Below are 16,634 nucleotides of genomic sequence, written 5' to 3'. Positions count from 1 at the left end.
TCGTGTACCGTTATGCACCGCCGCAAGTGGAGCGGAATTGTCACTTGGCGCTCATGGTGTTGACAAAAGGGCAGGGCAGCCTGAAAGCACATCCGGTCAGGAAGCAGGCCGGTGGCAAGATGCTGTCTTTTGCCCCTCCTTGCTCGATCCTGTCCGGCACCCAGCCCCTTTCAGGGAGGTGGCGCATGATTCCCTCATTTTGTCCTGTCAGTTGCAGTCGTTGTGGCCGTTCCTTCATTGCACCCGGGCCACGCGGCCATATCTGCCCCCAATGCCAGAAGGAACGCCGGATGAACCGGGAAAAAACGTCTGCCCGCGGAGTCCAGAAGGCCCCCCGGGCAGCGGATGCCCGGGATCGGCCGAACGTGGAGGCGCGTTCCTCCAGACCCGTGGAACCGGTGCGTGTGCCGGTGCAGCTTGTGGAATCACGCTGGCAGGATATGCTGGACCAGGGGATCCTGGCCACCTGCCCGCGCATGCATCTGACTGCCTCACGTCTCCCCTGCGGTGAGCGTTCCGAATGCTTTGGCCTTTCCCGCTGTCAGTTCGTCCCCCGGAACATGAACCGTCCCTTGCGGCGCACCTTCTTCTGATATGTTTGAAAGCATCATGTCCCAGCAGGGATTCACGCGTGTCACGACGGAAAAGATGATGACTGGCGGCCAGGATGTCCCGTCCCTGTGCCGGGCTCGCCCGGATTATGAACGTCAGTGCATCATTTGCGGGCATGGGCCCGTGGTCGATTTCTATACCATGGACGGGAATTTCGTGGACAGCTCAGATATGTGCGGCGTTTGCACCTTTGGGCGGCAGGAATGCCGTGACCCCGGTCACTGGTAGATGCAGCTGTTCCCATCCTCATGAAAACAAAAGGCATCCTTCCTCATCGGCAGGATGCCTTTTGCTTTTGGAAAAGGGGATGGAAGGCTGTCGAGCCCTCCCATTTTGCAAACGGTGACATAAACGCCGGCCTTTCATCACGGGCACGTCATCGTTTTGCCATGCGCGTTGCCCATTGTGAGCCAGTCAATTTCAACGGGAGCATTCGCATGATCCACATCAGCAATCTCAATAAAACATTTGGCAGCAGCAAGGGGCTTTCCCATATCAACCTGCATGTGGCGCCGGGAGAGATGGTGGCCCTCATCGGCTCTTCCGGTTCCGGCAAATCCACGCTCATGCGCCATATCTGCGGCCTGACCGCCGGAGACAGGGGTGAGAGCCTGGTGCAGGTCGATAACGAGATCGTGCAGAAAAACGGCTGCATCAGCCGGGACATCCGCCGCATCCGCGCCGGTATCGGCATGATCTTCCAGCAGTTCAACCTGGTGGAGCGCATGAGCGTGGCCCGCAACGTCATGCTGGGGGCGCTGGCCCGCACCAGCCTGTGGCGCAGCCTGACCGGCGCTTTCCACGCTGATGACAGGGAGCTGGCCCTCAGGGCCCTGTCCCGTGTGGGGATCGGGGAAAAGGCCTGGCAGCGAACCGGTACCCTTTCCGGCGGGCAGCAGCAGCGGGCCGCCATCGCCCGCGCACTGGTGCAGCGGGCCCGTGTCCTGCTGGCCGACGAACCCATCGCCTCGCTGGATCCTGAATCGGCCCGCAATGTCATGCAGACCCTGCGCGACCTCAACCAGAAGGATGGTCTCACCGTCGTGGTGACCCTGCACCAGGTGGACTATGCCATGCGTTTCTGTCCCCGTACCGTGGCTCTGAAAAAAGGCGAGATCGTCTATGACGGTCCCACGGAACGTCTGACTCCCCGGTTCCTGGCGGAACTTTACGGTGCTGAAAGTGACGAGCTTTTTGCCGCCAGGACCGGCGTCCGGGAGGCGGCCCTGCCCGTCAGCCCTGTGTGCGAGACGTCCCGCGCTGCCTGATGTCTCTGGGATGTCCTCCATTGACCGCACAGATTGTTGCCCCGTCCCTTTATCCAAGGAGAAAATACATGTTTTTCCGTCTTCTTTCCGGCCTGCTGATCTTTGCCATGCTGCTGGGCAGCGCGCTGACTGCCCAGGCACAGCAGACCCTCAACTTCGGCATCATCTCCACCGAGGCCAGCCAGAACCTCAAGGTGCTCTGGGAGCCTTTCCTCAGGGACATGAGCAAGGCCCTGGGCATGGAAGTCAAGGCTTTCTTTGCCAGTGACTATGCGGGGATCATCGAAGGCATGCGCTTCAAGAAAGTCGACCTGAGCTGGATCGGCAACAAGGGCGCCATGGTGATGGTGGACCGCGCCAATGGAGAGGTCTTTGCCCAGACCACGGCCCCCGACGGCAGCAAGGGCTACTACTCCTGCCTGATTGTCAACAGGAAGAGCCCGCTCCAGAACCTTGACGACATGTTCGCCCAGGCCTCCAGGCTGAGATTCAGCAATGGCGACCCCAATTCCACATCTGGATTCCTGGTGCCCGGCTACTACGTTTTTGCCAAAAACGGCAAGGATCCCCAGAAGATCTTCGCCCGCACCGTGTCTGCCAATCACGAGGCCAATGCGCTCTCCGTGGCCAATAACACCGTGGATGTGGCGACCTGCAACAATGAAGGACTGGCCCGTCTGGCCATCACCGCTCCCGAAAAGGCCAAGGAACTGCGCGTGATCTGGAAGTCCCCCCTGATTCCCAGCGATCCCCTGGTCTGGCGCAAGGATCTGTCCGACGAGACCAAGAAAAAGATCACGGACTTCATCTTCAGCTACGGCGTGAAGGGCGAGAATGTGGAGCAGGCCCGCAAGATCCTGACCGACCTGCAGTGGGGCCCCTTCATCAAATCCGACAACAGCCAGCTGATCCCTCTGCGCCAGCTGGAGCTGTTCCGCGCCAAGATGGTGCTGGAAAGCAACCAGGATATGGATGCCAAGGAAAAGGCCGACAAGATCGCCGGGATCGAACGTAAGCTGGCCGAGCTCGGCAAGTAGCGGGGACAGGGCACAAGGAACGCATCGTTATGGAAGCTGAAATGAAAATGGCCCTGCAGCCGCCGCGCGATCTGCGTGCCAGGACCTTTCGCCTGGTCATCTGGGGCCTTGTCCTGGCCATGCTGGCCTGGGCCTGGAGCGGCGCCGAGATGAAGCCCGTAGCGCTGGTGGAGCAGGGCGGCAACATCCTTACCCTGATATCCGACTTCTTCCCGCCGGACTTCACGGACTGGCGCATGTACATGAAGGAGATGATCGTCACCCTGCATGTGGCGGTCTGGGGAACCCTGCTGGCGGTCATCTGCGCGGTGCCGCTGGGCATCATGTCTTCCGAGAATATCGCCCCCTGGTGGATCTGCCAGCCGGTGCGCCGCCTCATGGACGCGGCCCGCGCCATCAACGAGATGGTCTTCGCCATGATGTTCGTGGTCGCTGTGGGCCTGGGCCCCTTTGCCGGTGTGCTGGCCCTCTGGGTGCACACCACGGGCACGCTGGCCAAGCTCTTTTCCGAGGCGGTGGAGGCCATCGAGGTCTCGCCGGTGGAAGGTGTCCGCTCCACCGGGGCCAGCTTTCTGGAAGAGATCATCTTCGGGGTCATCCCCCAGGTGTTCCCCCTCTGGATATCGTACTCCCTGTACCGTTTCGAAGCCAATGTGCGCTCCGCCACCGTGGTGGGCATGGTCGGTGCCGGTGGTATAGGCATGGTGCTGTGGGAACTGTTCCGCAGCTTCAACTTCCGGCAGACCTGTGCGGTCATGGCCATCATCGTGCTGGTGGTGACTCTGTTCGACCTGCTTTCCCAGCGTCTGCGCAAGATGGTGCTGTAAGATGGCTGCCCGCTACGCTCTTTATTACGCCCCCCGCAGGGACGAGCCCCTGTACCGTCTGATGGCTCCCCTGTTCGGCCGGGACTGCCGGGACGGCCGCCGCCTGCCGGGAGGCCCCGTGGCCCCTGCGGGGGTGGAACACGATCTGTGGACATCCCTGGCCAGAACACCGGCCCATTACGGCCTGCATGCCACGCTCAAGGCGCCTTTTGAGCTGCGGTCCACTTCGGAGGGCATGGTTGCCGCCCTGAGGGAGGCCTGCCGGAAGGTGGCGGAGCGCCATGCACGCTGGCTGACGGCGCCGCTGGGACTGCAGCGGCTGCCCGCCCACTCGGGAGAGCGCCAGGCCTTTTTTCTGGCCCTGGTCCCCCGGCAGGGGGATGCCGCGTCGGAATCGGCCATGGCCGCTCTGGAGCGGGATTGCGTGACGGAACTGGATAGGTTCCGGGCTCCCCTTGACCAGGGGGACGTGGAGCGGCGGGAGCCCCTGAGCCGGGACGAACGGCGCAACCTCCTGCGCTGGGGCTACCACCATGTGCTGGACCTGTTCCGTTTCCACATCACCCTGACAGGCCCCTTGCCCCATGAAGGAGCGGATCGGGTGGAAGCGGCCCTGAACCAGTATCTGGAACCGGTGATCGACAAGTCCCTGGTCATGGATTCTGTATGTCTTGTTTGCCAGACGGACCGGGCGCTGCCCTTTCGTCTGACGACCCGCTTCGCGCTGGCGCGGACCGGGAATGTCTAACACAATGACGATTGGAAGTATCATGAATATGAATTTGCGGCAGGAACGCATGCGCCTGCTGGCGCTTGCCCCGGAGACCTGTCTTGATGCGGCCCTGTCCGGGATCATTCTGCCTGGCTACCGTATCGTGCGTGGGCCCGAGACCGGGCTCGTGATGGCCCGGGGACGTGTCGGCAATACCGGTGATGTCTTCAACATAGGGGAAGTTCTGGTCACCCGCTGCGCCGTCCAGCTGGAAGACGAGACGCTTGGCCATGCCTGGATCATGGGGGAATCCCCCCGCCATGCGGAACTGGCGGCCCTGTGCGATGCCCTGTGGCAGCGGGAAAGCTGCGCGACATTGCTGGATAAAAAGCTGCGCCCCCGCCTGGAGCAGGCCATCGAGGCCAAAAGAAAGGCTGCCGCCCGCGATGCGGCAGGTACGAAAGTCAACTTTTTCACCTTTGTCCGCGGAGAAGACCAGTGAACGATCAGCAATGTTCCCGCCTGTCCTGGACGGATCCTGTGGGGCAGGCACAGCAGGTGTTCCGTCTGGCTCTCACCGCGCTGTCCCGGCCTGCCCGGACGTATCGGTTCGTCCCCTGTCCGGCGGATGCCGCCGCTGAGGAACTGCCTGCCGGACTGAGCCCGGAACTGGCGGCCCTGGCCCTTTCGCTGTGCGATAACGAGACCGCGGTCTGGCTGGCGCCCGGACTGGATACGGAAAACGTCAGGGCCTGGTTCCGTTTTCATTGCGGCGCGGTCCTGGTGTCTGAGCCCTCTCAGGCCGCATTCGCCTTCGTCCCCGGTACGGAAGCGCTGCCTGACCTGCGCTGTTTCCATCAGGGAGAGGCTGAATACCCGGATCGTTCCACGACCATCTGCCTTGGTGGGGTGGAAGAAGGGGAAAACGCCGGTATCACCGCTTCCGGCCCCGGTATCGTGGGCAGCTGTGATTTTTCCTGCCGTATGCCGGCGGGTTTCCTGCCCCAGTGGCAGAGCAACCATGAGCAATTCCCGCTGGGTGTGGACATGCTGCTTTGCGGGCCGGGCCGCCTGATCGGTCTGCCCCGTACGACCTGCCTGACCCTTGCAGCAGACGAGGTGCCTCCATGTATGTAGCTGTAAAAGGTGGCGAAAAGGCCATTGCCGCGGCGCACGCCCTGCTTGCCCGTGAACGGCGGGGCGATGTGCAAATTCCTGAAGTGACACTTGAACAATTGGCAGGGCAGCTCAAGCTGGCCGTGGACCGCATCATGGCCGAAGGCTCCCTGTACAGCCCCGAGCTGGCCGCGCTGGCCTTCAAGCAGGCCCGGGGGGATGCCGTGGAAGCCATCTTCCTGCTGCGGGCCTATCGCACGACCCTGCCCCGCTTCGGTGTCTCCGAGCCCGTGGATACTTCCCGCATGCGGGTGGAGCGGCGAATCTCCGCCACCTGGAAGGACCTTCCCGGCGGCCAGATCCTGGGGTCCACCTTTGACTATACGCACCGCCTGCTGGATCGAGGCCTGGCCGTGCCCGGGACGGCTCCCCGGGACACGGAGCCCGAAAGGACGGCGGAAGATCTGGCGATGATGGCGACCGATACGCAGGCCCTGCTGCAGGAGCCGCTTCCCAGAGCCATGGACGCCCTCGGCCGCGAAGGCCTGATGGAATCCGTGTCTCCTTCGCATGAGGGCAATGATTGCCCGGACATCACCCGCCAGCCGCTGGAGCTGCCGGCCGACGGTTCCGGGGACCGCGCCGTGCGCCTGCAATCCATGGCCCGTGCCGATGAAGGCTTTTTGCTGGGCATGGCCTATTCCACCCAGCGCGGCTACGGCGCCGTCCATCCCTTCACGGGGGAACTGCGCCGCGGTTTCGTGGAGCTGAGCATCACCCCGGAAGAATTGGGCTTTGCCATCACCCTGGGCGAGGTGGAGCTTACCGAATGCGACATGGTCAGCCGGTACACCGGCCGTGCCCTCGATCCCTGCTTCACCCGCGGTTACGGGCTTGTCTTCGGCAACAACGAACGCAAGGCCCTGTCCATGTCCATCGTGGACCGTGCCCTGCGCGCCCGGGAATTGCAGGAAGACCAGATCGGCCCTGCCCAGAATCCCGAATTCGTGCTCATGCACGGGGATAACGTGGATGCGTCCGGTTTCGTGCAGCACATCAAGCTGCCGCATTATGTGGACTTTCAGGCGGAACTTTCCCTGATCCGCCAGCTGCGGGAACGCAAGCACGCGGAAGAGCAGGCTGCTGCCGCGTCCGAAAAACATGCGGAGGCCATCCATGCCTGAGAACCTGACGACAACGCCTGCGGCCTCCGGCCTGGAAGGCTACAATTTTGCCTATCTCGATGAGGGCACCAAGCGCATGGTGCGCCGGGCCCTGCTCAAGGCGGTGGCCATCCCCGGCTACCAGGTGCCTTTTGCCAGCCGGGAGATGCCCATGCCCTACGGCTGGGGGACGGGCGGCATCCAGGTCACGGCCAGCATCATCGGCCGGGACGACGTGCTCAAGGTCATCGACCAGGGCTCGGACGATACGACCAATGCCGTTTCCATCCGCCGCTTCTTCGAACGAACCGCGGCCGTGACCACGACCACCCGCACCGGAGAAGCCAGCATCATCCAGACCCGTCACCGTATCCCCGAGCAGCCCCTGCGCGAGGATCAGATCATGGTCTACCAGGTGCCCATGCCGGAGCCCCTGCGCTGGCTCGAACCCAGCGAGAAGGAGACCCGGACCCTGCATGCGCTGGAAGAATACGGCATCATGAGCATCAAGCTGTATGAGGACATCATGCGGCATGGCGATATCGCCACCGGTTTCGACTATCCCGTGAAGGTCAATGGCCGCTACATCATGAGCCCGTCGCCCATCCCGCGTTTCGACAACCCCAAGATGCACCAGTGTCCGGCACTGCAGCTTTTCGGCGCCGGCCGGGAAAAGCGCATCTACGCCATCCCGCCATATACGGATGTGGTCAGTCTCGACTTTGAGGATTACCCCTTCACCCCCCAGAGCTGGGACCAGTGCTGCGCCATTTGCGGCGCCACAGACACCTATCTGGACGAGATCGTCATGGATGACGCCGGGACGCGCATGTTCGTCTGTTCCGATACCGACAACTGCGCCCGGCGCGTGGCCGGGCAGGGCGGCCCTGCCGCTTCCAGGGAGGAGAAATAGCCGTGAGCCTTCTGGATACCAATCTCGATCCCGTCCTCTCCGCCCGCCAGCTGACGCGGCGTTACGGCAGCCGCATCGGCTGCAGGGACGTTTCGCTGGATCTGTGGCCTGGGGAAGTCCTCGGCATCGTGGGAGAATCCGGATCCGGCAAGAGCACGCTGCTGAACATGCTTTCCGGCCGTCTGGAACCCTCTGCCGGCCATGTCCATTACACGGCAGCTGACGGCAGTGTGCTGGATATCCACAGCCTGGATGAAGCCCATCGTCGCCGTCTGCTGCGGACCGAACTGGGCTTTGTCCATCAGCATCCCCGCGACGGCCTGCGCATGTCGGTCAGTGCCGGTGCCAATATCGGTGAGCGCCTCATGGCCAACGGGGCCCGGCATTACGGAAACCTGCGGGCCACCGCTCTGGACTGGCTGGAGCGGGTGGAGATCCCCGTGCAGCGCGTGGACGATACGCCGTCCCAGTATTCCGGCGGCATGCAGCAGCGTCTGCAGATCGCCCGCAACCTGGTGACCACGCCGCGCCTCGTCTTCATGGACGAGCCCACCGGCGGTCTGGATGTGTCTGTCCAGGCCCGCCTGCTGGACCTGCTGCGGCATCTGGTGCGCGACATGGGGCTGGCCGTGGTGCTCGTGACCCACGACCTGGCGGTAGCCCGCCTGCTCTCGCACCGCCTGATCGTCATGTACCACGGGGAAGTGGCGGAGACCGGTCTGACGGATCAGGTCCTGGACGATCCGCAGCATCCCTATTCCCAGTTGCTGGTCTCTTCCATCCTGCAGTGCTGACAAGGAGCGTTCACATGCATCCGTTCAACCATCCTGCCGGCGGCGCTCCCGTGGTGGAGGTGCGCCATTTGTGCAAAACCTTTGTCCTGCACCAGCAGGGCGGCATCCGCATCCAGGCGCTGCAGGACGTCAATTTTGACGTGCGCGCCGGGGAATGCGTGGCCCTGCACGGGCCTTCCGGGGCCGGTAAATCGACCCTGCTCAAGACGCTGTACGGCAATTATCTGCCCAGTTCCGGGCAGGTGATCGTCCGCTGTGACGGCTGCGAGACGGATATGGCCACGGCCTCCACACGCGCCATCAGCCGTGTGCGCCGGGAATGCATCGGCTATGTCAGCCAGTTCCTCCGCGTCATCCCGCGTGTGCGTGCCCTGGATCTGGTGGCCGAACCCCTGCTGGACGCCGGTGAAGGTCGTGAAACGGCTCTTGATGCCGCGCAGGAGATGCTGGCCCGCCTCAACCTGCCTGAACGCCTCTGGCACGTGGCCCCGGCCACGTTTTCCGGCGGGGAGCAGCAGCGTGTGAACATCGCGCGCGGGCTCATCCGTCCCATGCCCCTGCTGCTGCTGGACGAACCCACGGCCTCCCTGGACGGCATCAACCGGCAGGTGGTCATCGACCTCATCCATGAGGCCCGGCAGCGGGGCAGCGCCATCGTGGGCATCTTCCATGATGACGTGGCCCGCAATGCCGTGGCGGACAGGATCGTCCCCATGGACAGGCCGTAAGCTGCGACGCCCCCGCAAGAACCAACGATCACAGAAGCATAATCGGAGATCACCCATGAAAGAATATGTGCTGCGTAACGCCCGGGTGGTGACGCCCGCCACCGTGATGCACGGGCATGTGCTGGTGCGTGACGGCCTGGTGGCCGATGTGGACGAAGGCGACATACAGCCCACGGCCGGTCTGGAATGCATCGACTGCGAAGGGGACTATCTGCTGCCCGGTTTCGTGGAACTGCACACCGACAATCTGGAAAAGCATCTGGTGCCCCGTCCCAAAGTGGTCTGGCCGCAGGCGGAACCCGCCTTTTTCGCCCATGATGCCCAGATCGTGGCGGCCGGCATCACCACCGTGTTCGATGCCCTGTCCGTGGGCGAATACCATGACAAGGGACGTATCGCCATGCTGGGCCGCGGTGTGGATGCCCTGAACCATTGCCGCCGGTCAGGCATGCTGCGTGCCGACCATCTGCTGCATCTGCGCTGTGAGGTGGCCGATCCCCGCATGCGTGACCTGTTCTTTCCTCTGTCGGATACTCCCTGCCTGAAGCTGGTCTCCCTGATGGACCACACGCCCGGGCAGCGCCAGTGGCGCGATACCACGGCCTACCGGACCTATTACAGCAATATCAGGTCCTGGACCGATGAGGAGTTCACGGCCATGATGCACGAGCTGGAAGAGGTCCGGGACAGCTGCGCCAACGACAACGCCGCCTCGGTCATGGAATTCTGCCGGCAGCATCATTTGCCCATGGCCAGCCATGACGATACGCTGGTGGAGCATGTGGAGGAGGCCCTGAGCAACGGCATTTCCATCAGCGAGTTCCCCACCACCACGGAGGCGGCCTGCTGCGCCTCGGAAAACGGGATGCTGGTCATGATGGGAGCCCCCAATGTGGTGCGCGGAGGATCCCATTCCGGCAATGCCTCGGCCCTGGACGTGGCCAAAGAAGGGCATCTGGGGGCCCTGTCCTCCGACTATGTGCCCGCCAGCCTGCTGGCTGCGGTCTTTGAGCTGGCCGCCAGGGAGATCATGCCGTTGCCCGCAGCCGTCAATCTGGTCAGCGCCAATCCGGCTGAAAGCGTGGGCCTGGATGACCGCGGCCGTATTGATGTCGGGCGCCGTGCGGACATGGTCCGCGTCCATCATATGGACGACATGCCGCTGGTCCGCAATGTCTGGCGTCAGGGCGTGCAGGTGTACTGATGCGCGGCACCCTCATCTATGTCATGGGACCGTCGGGATCCGGCAAGGACAGTCTGCTGTCGGCCCTGCGGCCCCGGTTGCGCGGCCTGCCGGTAGCCTTTGCCCGGCGCTACATCAGCCGTCCGGCCTGCGCCGGAGGGGAGCAGCATATGGCGCTTTCCGCCGGGAGCATCCTCTCCATGGAGGCCCAGGGGCGTCTGGCCATGCGCTGGAGCAGTCACGGCTGCCAGTACGGCATCGGCCGCTCCATCGACGGCAGCCTGGAGCACGGCATCTGCGTGATCGTCAACGGTTCACGGGGATACCTGCCGGAAGCCCTGCGGCGCTATCCTGACCTTCTTCCCGTGCTGGTGGAGGCGGATCCGGCCATACTGCGGCAACGCCTGGTGGCCCGGGGAAGAGAGCAGGGCCAGGATCTGGAGGAACGTTTGCAGCGTGCGCCGGCGCCGCTGCCTGCCACTGCTCTTGAGCGGCTCGTACGCATCGACAACTCCGGGAAGCTGGCGGCGGCGGTCCATATCCTGGAAAACGTCGTGCGGGCTGTCCTGCCGCACAGCGTGGCGGATGCGTCCCGGGGGACGCAGGGCAGCGCGGCTTGAAGAAAACTTGCTGTGCAGATCTGAAAGAAGGGCTCCTTCCCTGCGGGGAAGGGCCCTTTCTTGTATGGCTTCGTGTATGCCGACAGCCAGCGCGCTTCCATGCGCGCAGCGCAGGAGCGCCATGAGCGGATCAAAAAACTGCCGGCATCCCCAGTGGACTGTGGTGATACCTTGTTAAAAATTAAAGCTATACTTTAATAAATAAGCGCTTAAAACATCGTCAGCTGATAACTGCGCCCTTCGAGACTGGCTGCCAGAGCCTCGCCTTGCTGGCCGCCCCCTGCCATGCGCACCAGTTCCGCGTGACGCTGGCGGGCATCAAGCGGGATACAGGTCGTGAAGGTGGCATTGTCCCGGATGGTCTTGCTGATCTGGAAGTGCTTCTGTGCCCGGGCTGCCAGCTGCGGCCAGTGCGTGATGACCAGCATTTGCCGCTGCTTCGCAAGATTTTCCAGTTTTTCCGCAAGCTTGTTTAGTGTGAGCCCCCCCACGCCGGCGTCCACTTCGTCAAAGATATAGGTCGCGCTTTCCGCCTTGGGGCGGACACTCATAAGGGCGAGCAGGAAGCGGGAAAGCTCGCCGCCCGAAGCGATCCTGTCCAGGGGCTGGGGAGCCTGGCCTGGATTGGGGGCCCAGAGGATGCGCACCTTTTCATCCATCAGGCCGGGCCAGACCTCCTGCGGCATGAAATCGGGAATGACCCGGACCTGTTCGGAGAATCCCAGCTGGCGCAGTTCCTCCTCCAGCTGCCGGGCAAAGTCCCCGGCGGCTTCGCGGCGCTGGGGGAGCAGGGCGGAAAGCACCTCCTGCAGCTGGGCCGCCAGCTGTTTCTCTTCCTTGTCCAGCAGGGTGATATCCAGCGCGCAGGCATCAAGGAAAGAGATATTTTCGCGGATCTCCTCGCGTAGCTCAAGGATCTCGTCCAGCGAACGGTGCAATTTGCGCTTGAGCTGGGCCAAGGCATAGAGTCGCTCTTCCATCTGTTCCACATCGGGCATGTCGTCCGGCAGGGGAGGACGACGCAGGCGGCCGCTCAGATGGGAAAGCTGCTGCCGCAGGGCCGTGACGGCATCGGCGTCTTCGCTGACAGAGTCGTCTGTCCGTGCCATCTGGTGCAGGCAGCGCTCCAGACGGCCCAGCATGTCAAGCAGGCCGGGCTCTTCCTCACCATGCAGCAGGCCCAGCGCCAGTTCATACTGTTCACGGGTCTGCTCGGCGGCACGGACGATGGCCCGCTGCTCTTCAAGGCGTTCTTCTTCTCCGGCCTCGGGGGCCACCCGGTCGATCTCCTGCTGCTGCATCTCCAGGATGTCCCGGCGTTCCAGGAGGTGGGCTTCCCGGGCCCGCAGTTCCTTGCGGCGGGCCTCCACAGCGCGCAGCTGCTCCAGCAATTCGTCACGCCGGTGCAGCAGGCCGGGATCTTTCAATGTGCTTTCCATGAGCCGTGCCTGAAAGGCTGGCTGCAGCAACTGCTGCTGTCCGTGCTGGCTGGCGTGGACCAGCAGTTGTTCCCGCAGGGAGCGCACGCATTCCTGGGAGCGCAGGGCATCATCTACATACAGACGGCTGCGGCCGCTTTCGGCCAGCAGGCTGCGCCGGATGACCATCTCCCGTCCGTCCATCTGGAACTGTGCTTCGACCTGGGCCTTTTCCGCTCCCTGCCGTACCATATCGGCGCCCAGCCTGTCGCCCAGCAGAAAGCCCAGGGCTTTGAGGATAAAGCTTTTGCCTGCCCCTGTTTCGCCGGTGAGCACGTTCATGCCCGGGGCAAAGTCGAGTTCGGCATCTTCGATGAGAGCGAGATTGCGGATACGCAAATATTCCAGCATGGACAGGACCTATTTTTTGAGACGGGGATCAAGGAGGTCACGCAGGCTTTCACCCAGAAGGTTGTAGCCCAGTACGGTCACCAGGATGGCGACACCCGGATAAAAGGAAAGCCAGGGGGCATCTTCCAGAACGGTCTTGCCCTCCATGAGCATGTTCCCCCAGCTGGCCGTAGGCGGCTGGACGCCAAGTCCGAGAAAACTGAGCCCGGATTCCACCAGGATGGCGCCGGCCACGCCCAGCGTGGCGGAAATGAGCACAGGGGCCAGTGTGTTGGGCAGGATATGGCGCAGCAATATCCGGCAGGTGGAACAGCCGGACAGACGCGCCGCCGAAACAAAATCCCTCTGACGCAGGCTCAGGGTCTCGGCCCGGACCAGACGGGCGACCCCCATCCAGGATGTCAGGCCGATGACGATCATGATGTTGGTCAGGCTCGGCTCCAGAAAGGCGATGACTGAAAGGATCAGGAAAAACGAGGGGAAGCAGAGCATGATGTCCACACCGCGCATGATCCCTTCGTCAACCAGACCGCCGAAGTACCCGCTGATCAGGCCCAGCCCCGTGCCTATGCTGACGGAGATGCCCACAGCGACAAAGCCGACCCACAGGGAGATCCGGCCGCCGTAGAGGAGGCGGGAAAAAACGTCCCTCCCCAGGCGGTCCGTGCCCAGCCAGAACATGGAGGACGGCGGCTCCAGGATGTGATCCAGATGCAGGGCATTGGGATCATAGGGGGCGAGCAGGGGGGCGCCCAGCGCTGCCAGCGACATGACCAGCACGATGCCCAGCCCCAGGCAGAGCATGAGATGGCGCCCGAGAAAACGACGCAGCAAGGGACCACACATGTCAGCGAACCTCCCGGCTGCTGCGGATGCGCGGATCGGCCAGACCGTAGCAGACATCCGCCAGCAGGTTTCCCAGCAGGGTCAGCACGGCCCCCAGGACCAGATTGCCCATGATCATGGTATAGTCACGGGCCATGACCGCCGCATAGAACAGTTGGCCCAGTCCGGGCAGGGCGAAGATGGATTCGATGATGACGCTGCCGCCGATGAGCCCGGGGACCGAGAGGCCCAGCAGGGTGATGACCGGGAGCAGGGCATTGCGCAGGGCATGGCGCCAGATGATCGTGCGGGGGGACAGGCCCTTGGCCTGGGCGGTCAGGATATAATCCTGGCGCAGGACTTCGAGCATGCAGGCGCGCATGTAGCGGGACATGCCTGCCAGACTGCCGATGGTGTAGACCAGGATCGGCAGTGCCAGATGCCGGGCCAGGTCGAGCACCTTGTCCACAGGGCCAAGACTGTCGAAATTCATGGATGTCAGACCGGAAATAGGCAGCCATTGCAAGTGGATACCGAAAAAGAGCATCAGCAGCAATGCCAGCCAGAACGAGGGCATGGCAAAGCCGAGATAGACGAAGACCGTCACGCCCCGGTCCAGAAGGGAATTCTGGCGGCAGGCCGAAAGGATACCGATGGGGATGGCGATGATGAGGGTCAGGATCAGGGAGATGACGTTCATGCCCACGGTCAGGGGCAGACGTTCCATGATCTTGTCCAGCACGGGGCGTCCGTCCGCTGACATGGACAGGCCGAAATCCAGCCGTACCAGGCGCGCGAGCCAGTCCAGATATTGGACATGCAGGGGTTTGTCCAGACCGTACAGGGCCTCCAGCCGCTGGCGGGCCGCCTCACCGGCCAGGGGATTGAGGGTCGTTTCCATGTCGGTGGGAGAACCGGGCGCCAGGTGGATGACCCAGAAGCTTATGAGGGTGATCCCCCATAACACCAGCAGCATCCACAGCACTTTGCGCACGATGCGCAACGTCAGCTGCAGCAGGGCCGCATTGCGGGATGAACAGATCGCCTGCACGCATATCCTCCGTTGCTATTCCGTCCTGGTCATCCACTGCCGCATGTCGGCCACTTCCTGCTGCCATTGCGGCGAAAGGCGCAGCTGGAGGAACCGGGCATACAGACTGTCCAGCAGGCCGAGGCAGACTTCCATCAGGTAGATCTTTTCCAGCAGCATGGCGTCCGGGTCGTCGTCCTCTTCAGGCTTTTCCACCTTGGGGGTCTTCAGACTGCCCAGGGTAAAGTCCTCGGCCTTGAGGGTGAACTGGAAGGCCAGCTCTTCCTTCTCCAGCCGGATGAGGGCACGGGTGACTTTTTTCCCCGTGCCAAGGCCGAAACGGGCCTCGCGAAGAGGGGAGAGCGTGCCGGCAACGGTGGCTGTTTCCTTGGCGTCGCCTTCACCGCCCTGGACGACGATACGCTGTTCCATGGAGACGGAGAAGGGCTGGCCCTCCTTGTCCACAAAGGCCCCGGGCGCCACATCGCTCTGATACCACAGCCAGGTGAGGAACTCCTGGCCAAGAATGTTGTCCGTAGAATCCAGACAGGGTGTATCACTCATGGGATGACCTCACGAATCAGGAAAGGGCGGCGAACTGCGTGGCTTCGATGCGATCCAGGCGGCTCATGGCCGCTTCATCGAGCATGGTCTCGGCCAGGCTGTACGGGGTGAGCTGCTCAAGATGCAGCTCGAAGGAGTTGAGGAATGCCTCCATGAACAGATCGATCATCTTTCCCTGGGTGGAGGCAAACCAGACCTCGTTACGGTCCGTTGCCCAGATGACGTTGAACTCGGCCGGGATGGGCAGAAAGCGCTGACGCAGGCGGAGCAGGACCTGCTCCTTGAGTTCTTTCTTGCGTTCACGGGAAATGAATTTCTTGCCCTGTTCCTGCATCTTTTCCTTTTCGGCCTTCAGGGCCAGGGTCAGATGCTTTTTGATGACAGCGGCCGGGATGCGCCGGGTATCCAGGCGCAGGGAAAAGAGCAGATAGGCTCCTTTATGTGGTGGGGCCGTCCGCCATTCGGAGTCCAGCATGTCCTCGAAGCATACCCAGCCATGAGCCTGCATCTCGGGCAGGTCGTCGATGTCCCGGAAGGAGAACTGGCGCAGCTTGTCGGGGATCTGCGTCCAGAGTTCCGAAGGGATGGGGTCGATGATCCTGAAACGGGTAAAGCTGCACGAAGCATTACAAAAACCCATACTGGCTCCTTGAAGTGATATCCGCCAGGAGGCGTGTCATTCTTGTACGCAGTGCGGCAGATTCTTGCAAGTCCGAACCCCGTGGATTTCCGTGGGCAGGCAGGAGCAACATTATATAATGTACGCATGGCAAAAGCGTCCGGGGAAACAGCACCTTGCCGGGAGGGGCTTCCGCCGTGGAAAAGGGGGGTCAGCCCATACGGGCTGATGGCTGTGGATGGCAGAGGTCCCGGGCGTCAGATGCGCCCCATGTTTTTGCCAAAGGTATGACGCCGTACAACCCAGATTTGCCGTGCCGGCGCACAGCCGGCTGCCTGCCGGCGTATGGCAATCAGCCATGGGAAAGGCAGTTTATTCAGGTACTGGTTGAGGATTGGAAAGCAGCGGCACAAGATATGGGTTTTAGCAGGCCGTCTATCTGAAAAATATCTTAACTATGGTTATTTATTGGATTTTTAAATTGTCCCATAATGATAATTATGTAAACTTTTATTCATGTGAGCACAAAAATCGCACTCCTCTCCCTGGATGGGGCTGGTATTTTTTCGGCGCGCATTTTCCTCAAGTCACACTTGAAATAAATTTGCCTTTCACCGCTCACCGCATGCACGAAAAAATTTTTGTGCTGATCTTCTGCCATCCGAGGCATTCCGTGCAGCGCGCTTGACATGGCTGCTTTTTTGCCACACCTCTAAAGCATGCACGCCAAATCCTCTTCTTTCCATAGCCATGGTGGACGCTCCCGGCGCCATCCAGGTATGCCTGCATCCAGA

18 protein-coding genes are annotated in these 16,634 nt (G+C 62.3%); 13 read left to right on the top strand and 5 right to left on the bottom strand.

The annotated features are described in order from the left end of the window. Window positions 1-389 precede the first annotated feature (389 nt). The 13 genes from DESPIGER_RS03185 (at window position 390) to phnN (ending at window position 10,973) form a co-directional block, all read left to right on the top strand. Window positions 390-593 carry a hypothetical protein gene (locus DESPIGER_RS03185; RefSeq protein WP_231927623.1) on the top strand — a complete coding sequence of 68 codons (204 nt, stop codon included), beginning with the start codon at window positions 390-392 and terminating at the stop codon, window positions 591-593. Between the two features lie 456 nt (window positions 594-1,049). Further along, entirely contained in the window at window positions 1,050-1,880 is an 831-nt protein-coding gene (gene phnC, locus DESPIGER_RS03175; protein WP_072332974.1) for a phosphonate ABC transporter ATP-binding protein, read from the top strand. A gap of 68 nt (window positions 1,881-1,948) precedes the next feature. Further along, the gene (phnD, locus tag DESPIGER_RS03170; RefSeq protein ID WP_072332972.1) at window positions 1,949-2,917 is read left to right on the top strand and encodes a phosphonate ABC transporter substrate-binding protein; all 969 of its coding nucleotides are present in this window, start codon (window positions 1,949-1,951) and stop codon (window positions 2,915-2,917) included. A 29-nt stretch (window positions 2,918-2,946) separates the two neighbouring features. Next, entirely contained in the window at window positions 2,947-3,744 is a 798-nt protein-coding gene (gene phnE / locus DESPIGER_RS03165; protein ID WP_173783284.1) for a phosphonate ABC transporter, permease protein PhnE, read from the top strand. A 1-nt stretch (window position 3,745) separates the two neighbouring features. Further along, window positions 3,746-4,492 (top strand): DUF1045 domain-containing protein, encoded by a 747-nt coding sequence (locus DESPIGER_RS03160; RefSeq protein WP_072332969.1) that lies wholly within the window; start codon window positions 3,746-3,748, stop codon window positions 4,490-4,492. 22 nt (window positions 4,493-4,514) lie between these two features. Beyond that, window positions 4,515-4,958, top strand: coding sequence for a phosphonate C-P lyase system protein PhnG (gene phnG, locus DESPIGER_RS03155; RefSeq protein ID WP_173783283.1), 444 nt, complete (start codon window positions 4,515-4,517; stop codon window positions 4,956-4,958). After that, window positions 4,955-5,593, top strand: coding sequence for a phosphonate C-P lyase system protein PhnH (phnH, locus tag DESPIGER_RS03150; RefSeq protein ID WP_083575265.1), 639 nt, complete (start codon window positions 4,955-4,957; stop codon window positions 5,591-5,593). The genes phnG and phnH overlap by 4 nt, the downstream gene beginning before the upstream one ends. Beyond that, window positions 5,584-6,756, top strand: coding sequence for a carbon-phosphorus lyase complex subunit PhnI (locus DESPIGER_RS03145; protein ID WP_072332966.1), 1,173 nt, complete (start codon window positions 5,584-5,586; stop codon window positions 6,754-6,756). The genes phnH and DESPIGER_RS03145 overlap by 10 nt, the downstream gene beginning before the upstream one ends. After that, window positions 6,749-7,648: an alpha-D-ribose 1-methylphosphonate 5-phosphate C-P-lyase PhnJ gene (locus tag DESPIGER_RS03140; protein ID WP_072332963.1), complete on the top strand. Its 900-nt coding sequence runs from the start codon at window positions 6,749-6,751 to the stop codon at window positions 7,646-7,648. Before DESPIGER_RS03145 ends, DESPIGER_RS03140 begins: the two co-directional genes overlap by 8 nt. 2 nt (window positions 7,649-7,650) lie before the next feature. Next, window positions 7,651-8,442 (top strand): phosphonate C-P lyase system protein PhnK, encoded by a 792-nt coding sequence (phnK, locus tag DESPIGER_RS03135; RefSeq protein ID WP_072332961.1) that lies wholly within the window; start codon window positions 7,651-7,653, stop codon window positions 8,440-8,442. Window positions 8,443-8,456: 14 nt separating this feature from the next. Next, complete coding sequence (phnL, locus tag DESPIGER_RS03130) at window positions 8,457-9,170, top strand: phosphonate C-P lyase system protein PhnL (protein ID WP_072332958.1); 714 nt, start codon at window positions 8,457-8,459, stop codon at window positions 9,168-9,170. A 55-nt stretch (window positions 9,171-9,225) separates the two neighbouring features. Then, the gene (locus tag DESPIGER_RS03125; protein ID WP_072332955.1) at window positions 9,226-10,374 is read left to right on the top strand and encodes an alpha-D-ribose 1-methylphosphonate 5-triphosphate diphosphatase; all 1,149 of its coding nucleotides are present in this window, start codon (window positions 9,226-9,228) and stop codon (window positions 10,372-10,374) included. Then, entirely contained in the window at window positions 10,374-10,973 is a 600-nt protein-coding gene (gene phnN / locus DESPIGER_RS03120) for a phosphonate metabolism protein/1,5-bisphosphokinase (PRPP-forming) PhnN (RefSeq protein WP_072332952.1), read from the top strand. The genes DESPIGER_RS03125 and phnN overlap by 1 nt, the downstream gene beginning before the upstream one ends. 209 nt (window positions 10,974-11,182) lie before the next feature. On the opposite strand, the gene DESPIGER_RS03115 is transcribed toward phnN, so the two are convergent. Genes DESPIGER_RS03115 through rdgC form a run of 5 tightly spaced genes read right to left on the bottom strand, consistent with a single transcriptional unit; the run spans window position 11,183 to window position 15,861 of the window. Further along, window positions 11,183-12,802, bottom strand: coding sequence for a DNA repair protein RecN (locus DESPIGER_RS03115; RefSeq protein WP_072332949.1), 1,620 nt, complete (start codon window positions 12,800-12,802; stop codon window positions 11,183-11,185). Window positions 12,803-12,811: 9 nt separating this feature from the next. Then, window positions 12,812-13,648, bottom strand: coding sequence for an ABC transporter permease (locus DESPIGER_RS03110; RefSeq protein WP_072332946.1), 837 nt, complete (start codon window positions 13,646-13,648; stop codon window positions 12,812-12,814). Between the two features lies 1 nt (window position 13,649). Next, on the bottom strand, window positions 13,650-14,678 hold the full coding sequence (locus DESPIGER_RS03105) for an ABC transporter permease (RefSeq protein ID WP_173783282.1): 1,029 nt from the start codon (window positions 14,676-14,678) through the stop codon (window positions 13,650-13,652). Window positions 14,679-14,693: 15 nt separating this feature from the next. Then, window positions 14,694-15,221 (bottom strand): hypothetical protein, encoded by a 528-nt coding sequence (locus tag DESPIGER_RS03100; RefSeq protein WP_072332943.1) that lies wholly within the window; start codon window positions 15,219-15,221, stop codon window positions 14,694-14,696. Between the two features lie 16 nt (window positions 15,222-15,237). After that, on the bottom strand, window positions 15,238-15,861 hold the full coding sequence (gene rdgC, locus DESPIGER_RS03095; protein WP_072332940.1) for a recombination-associated protein RdgC: 624 nt from the start codon (window positions 15,859-15,861) through the stop codon (window positions 15,238-15,240). Between the last annotated feature and the right edge of the window lie 773 nt (window positions 15,862-16,634).

The sequence above is a fragment of the Desulfovibrio piger genome, assembly GCF_900116045.1.
In the GTDB taxonomy this organism is placed as follows: domain Bacteria; phylum Desulfobacterota; class Desulfovibrionia; order Desulfovibrionales; family Desulfovibrionaceae; genus Desulfovibrio; species Desulfovibrio piger_A.
This window is presented reverse-complemented; position numbering and strand designations above follow the sequence as displayed.

Coding starts and splice junctions, on each gene's coding strand:
- phnC (WP_072332974.1), top strand. CDS start 1,050: ATGATCCACATCAGCAATCTCAATAAAACATTTGGCAGCAGCAAGGGG.
- phnD (WP_072332972.1), top strand. CDS start 1,949: ATGTTTTTCCGTCTTCTTTCCGGCCTGCTGATCTTTGCCATGCTGCTG.
- phnE (WP_173783284.1), top strand. CDS start 2,947: ATGGAAGCTGAAATGAAAATGGCCCTGCAGCCGCCGCGCGATCTGCGT.
- DESPIGER_RS03160 (WP_072332969.1), top strand. CDS start 3,746: ATGGCTGCCCGCTACGCTCTTTATTACGCCCCCCGCAGGGACGAGCCC.
- phnG (WP_173783283.1), top strand. CDS start 4,515: ATGAATATGAATTTGCGGCAGGAACGCATGCGCCTGCTGGCGCTTGCC.
- DESPIGER_RS03145 (WP_072332966.1), top strand. CDS start 5,584: ATGTATGTAGCTGTAAAAGGTGGCGAAAAGGCCATTGCCGCGGCGCAC.
- DESPIGER_RS03140 (WP_072332963.1), top strand. CDS start 6,749: ATGCCTGAGAACCTGACGACAACGCCTGCGGCCTCCGGCCTGGAAGGC.
- phnL (WP_072332958.1), top strand. CDS start 8,457: ATGCATCCGTTCAACCATCCTGCCGGCGGCGCTCCCGTGGTGGAGGTG.
- DESPIGER_RS03125 (WP_072332955.1), top strand. CDS start 9,226: ATGAAAGAATATGTGCTGCGTAACGCCCGGGTGGTGACGCCCGCCACC.
- phnN (WP_072332952.1), top strand. CDS start 10,374: ATGCGCGGCACCCTCATCTATGTCATGGGACCGTCGGGATCCGGCAAG.
- DESPIGER_RS03115 (WP_072332949.1), bottom strand. CDS start 12,802: ATGCTGGAATATTTGCGTATCCGCAATCTCGCTCTCATCGAAGATGCC.
- DESPIGER_RS03110 (WP_072332946.1), bottom strand. CDS start 13,648: ATGTGTGGTCCCTTGCTGCGTCGTTTTCTCGGGCGCCATCTCATGCTC.
- DESPIGER_RS03100 (WP_072332943.1), bottom strand. CDS start 15,221: ATGAGTGATACACCCTGTCTGGATTCTACGGACAACATTCTTGGCCAG.
- rdgC (WP_072332940.1), bottom strand. CDS start 15,861: ATGGGTTTTTGTAATGCTTCGTGCAGCTTTACCCGTTTCAGGATCATC.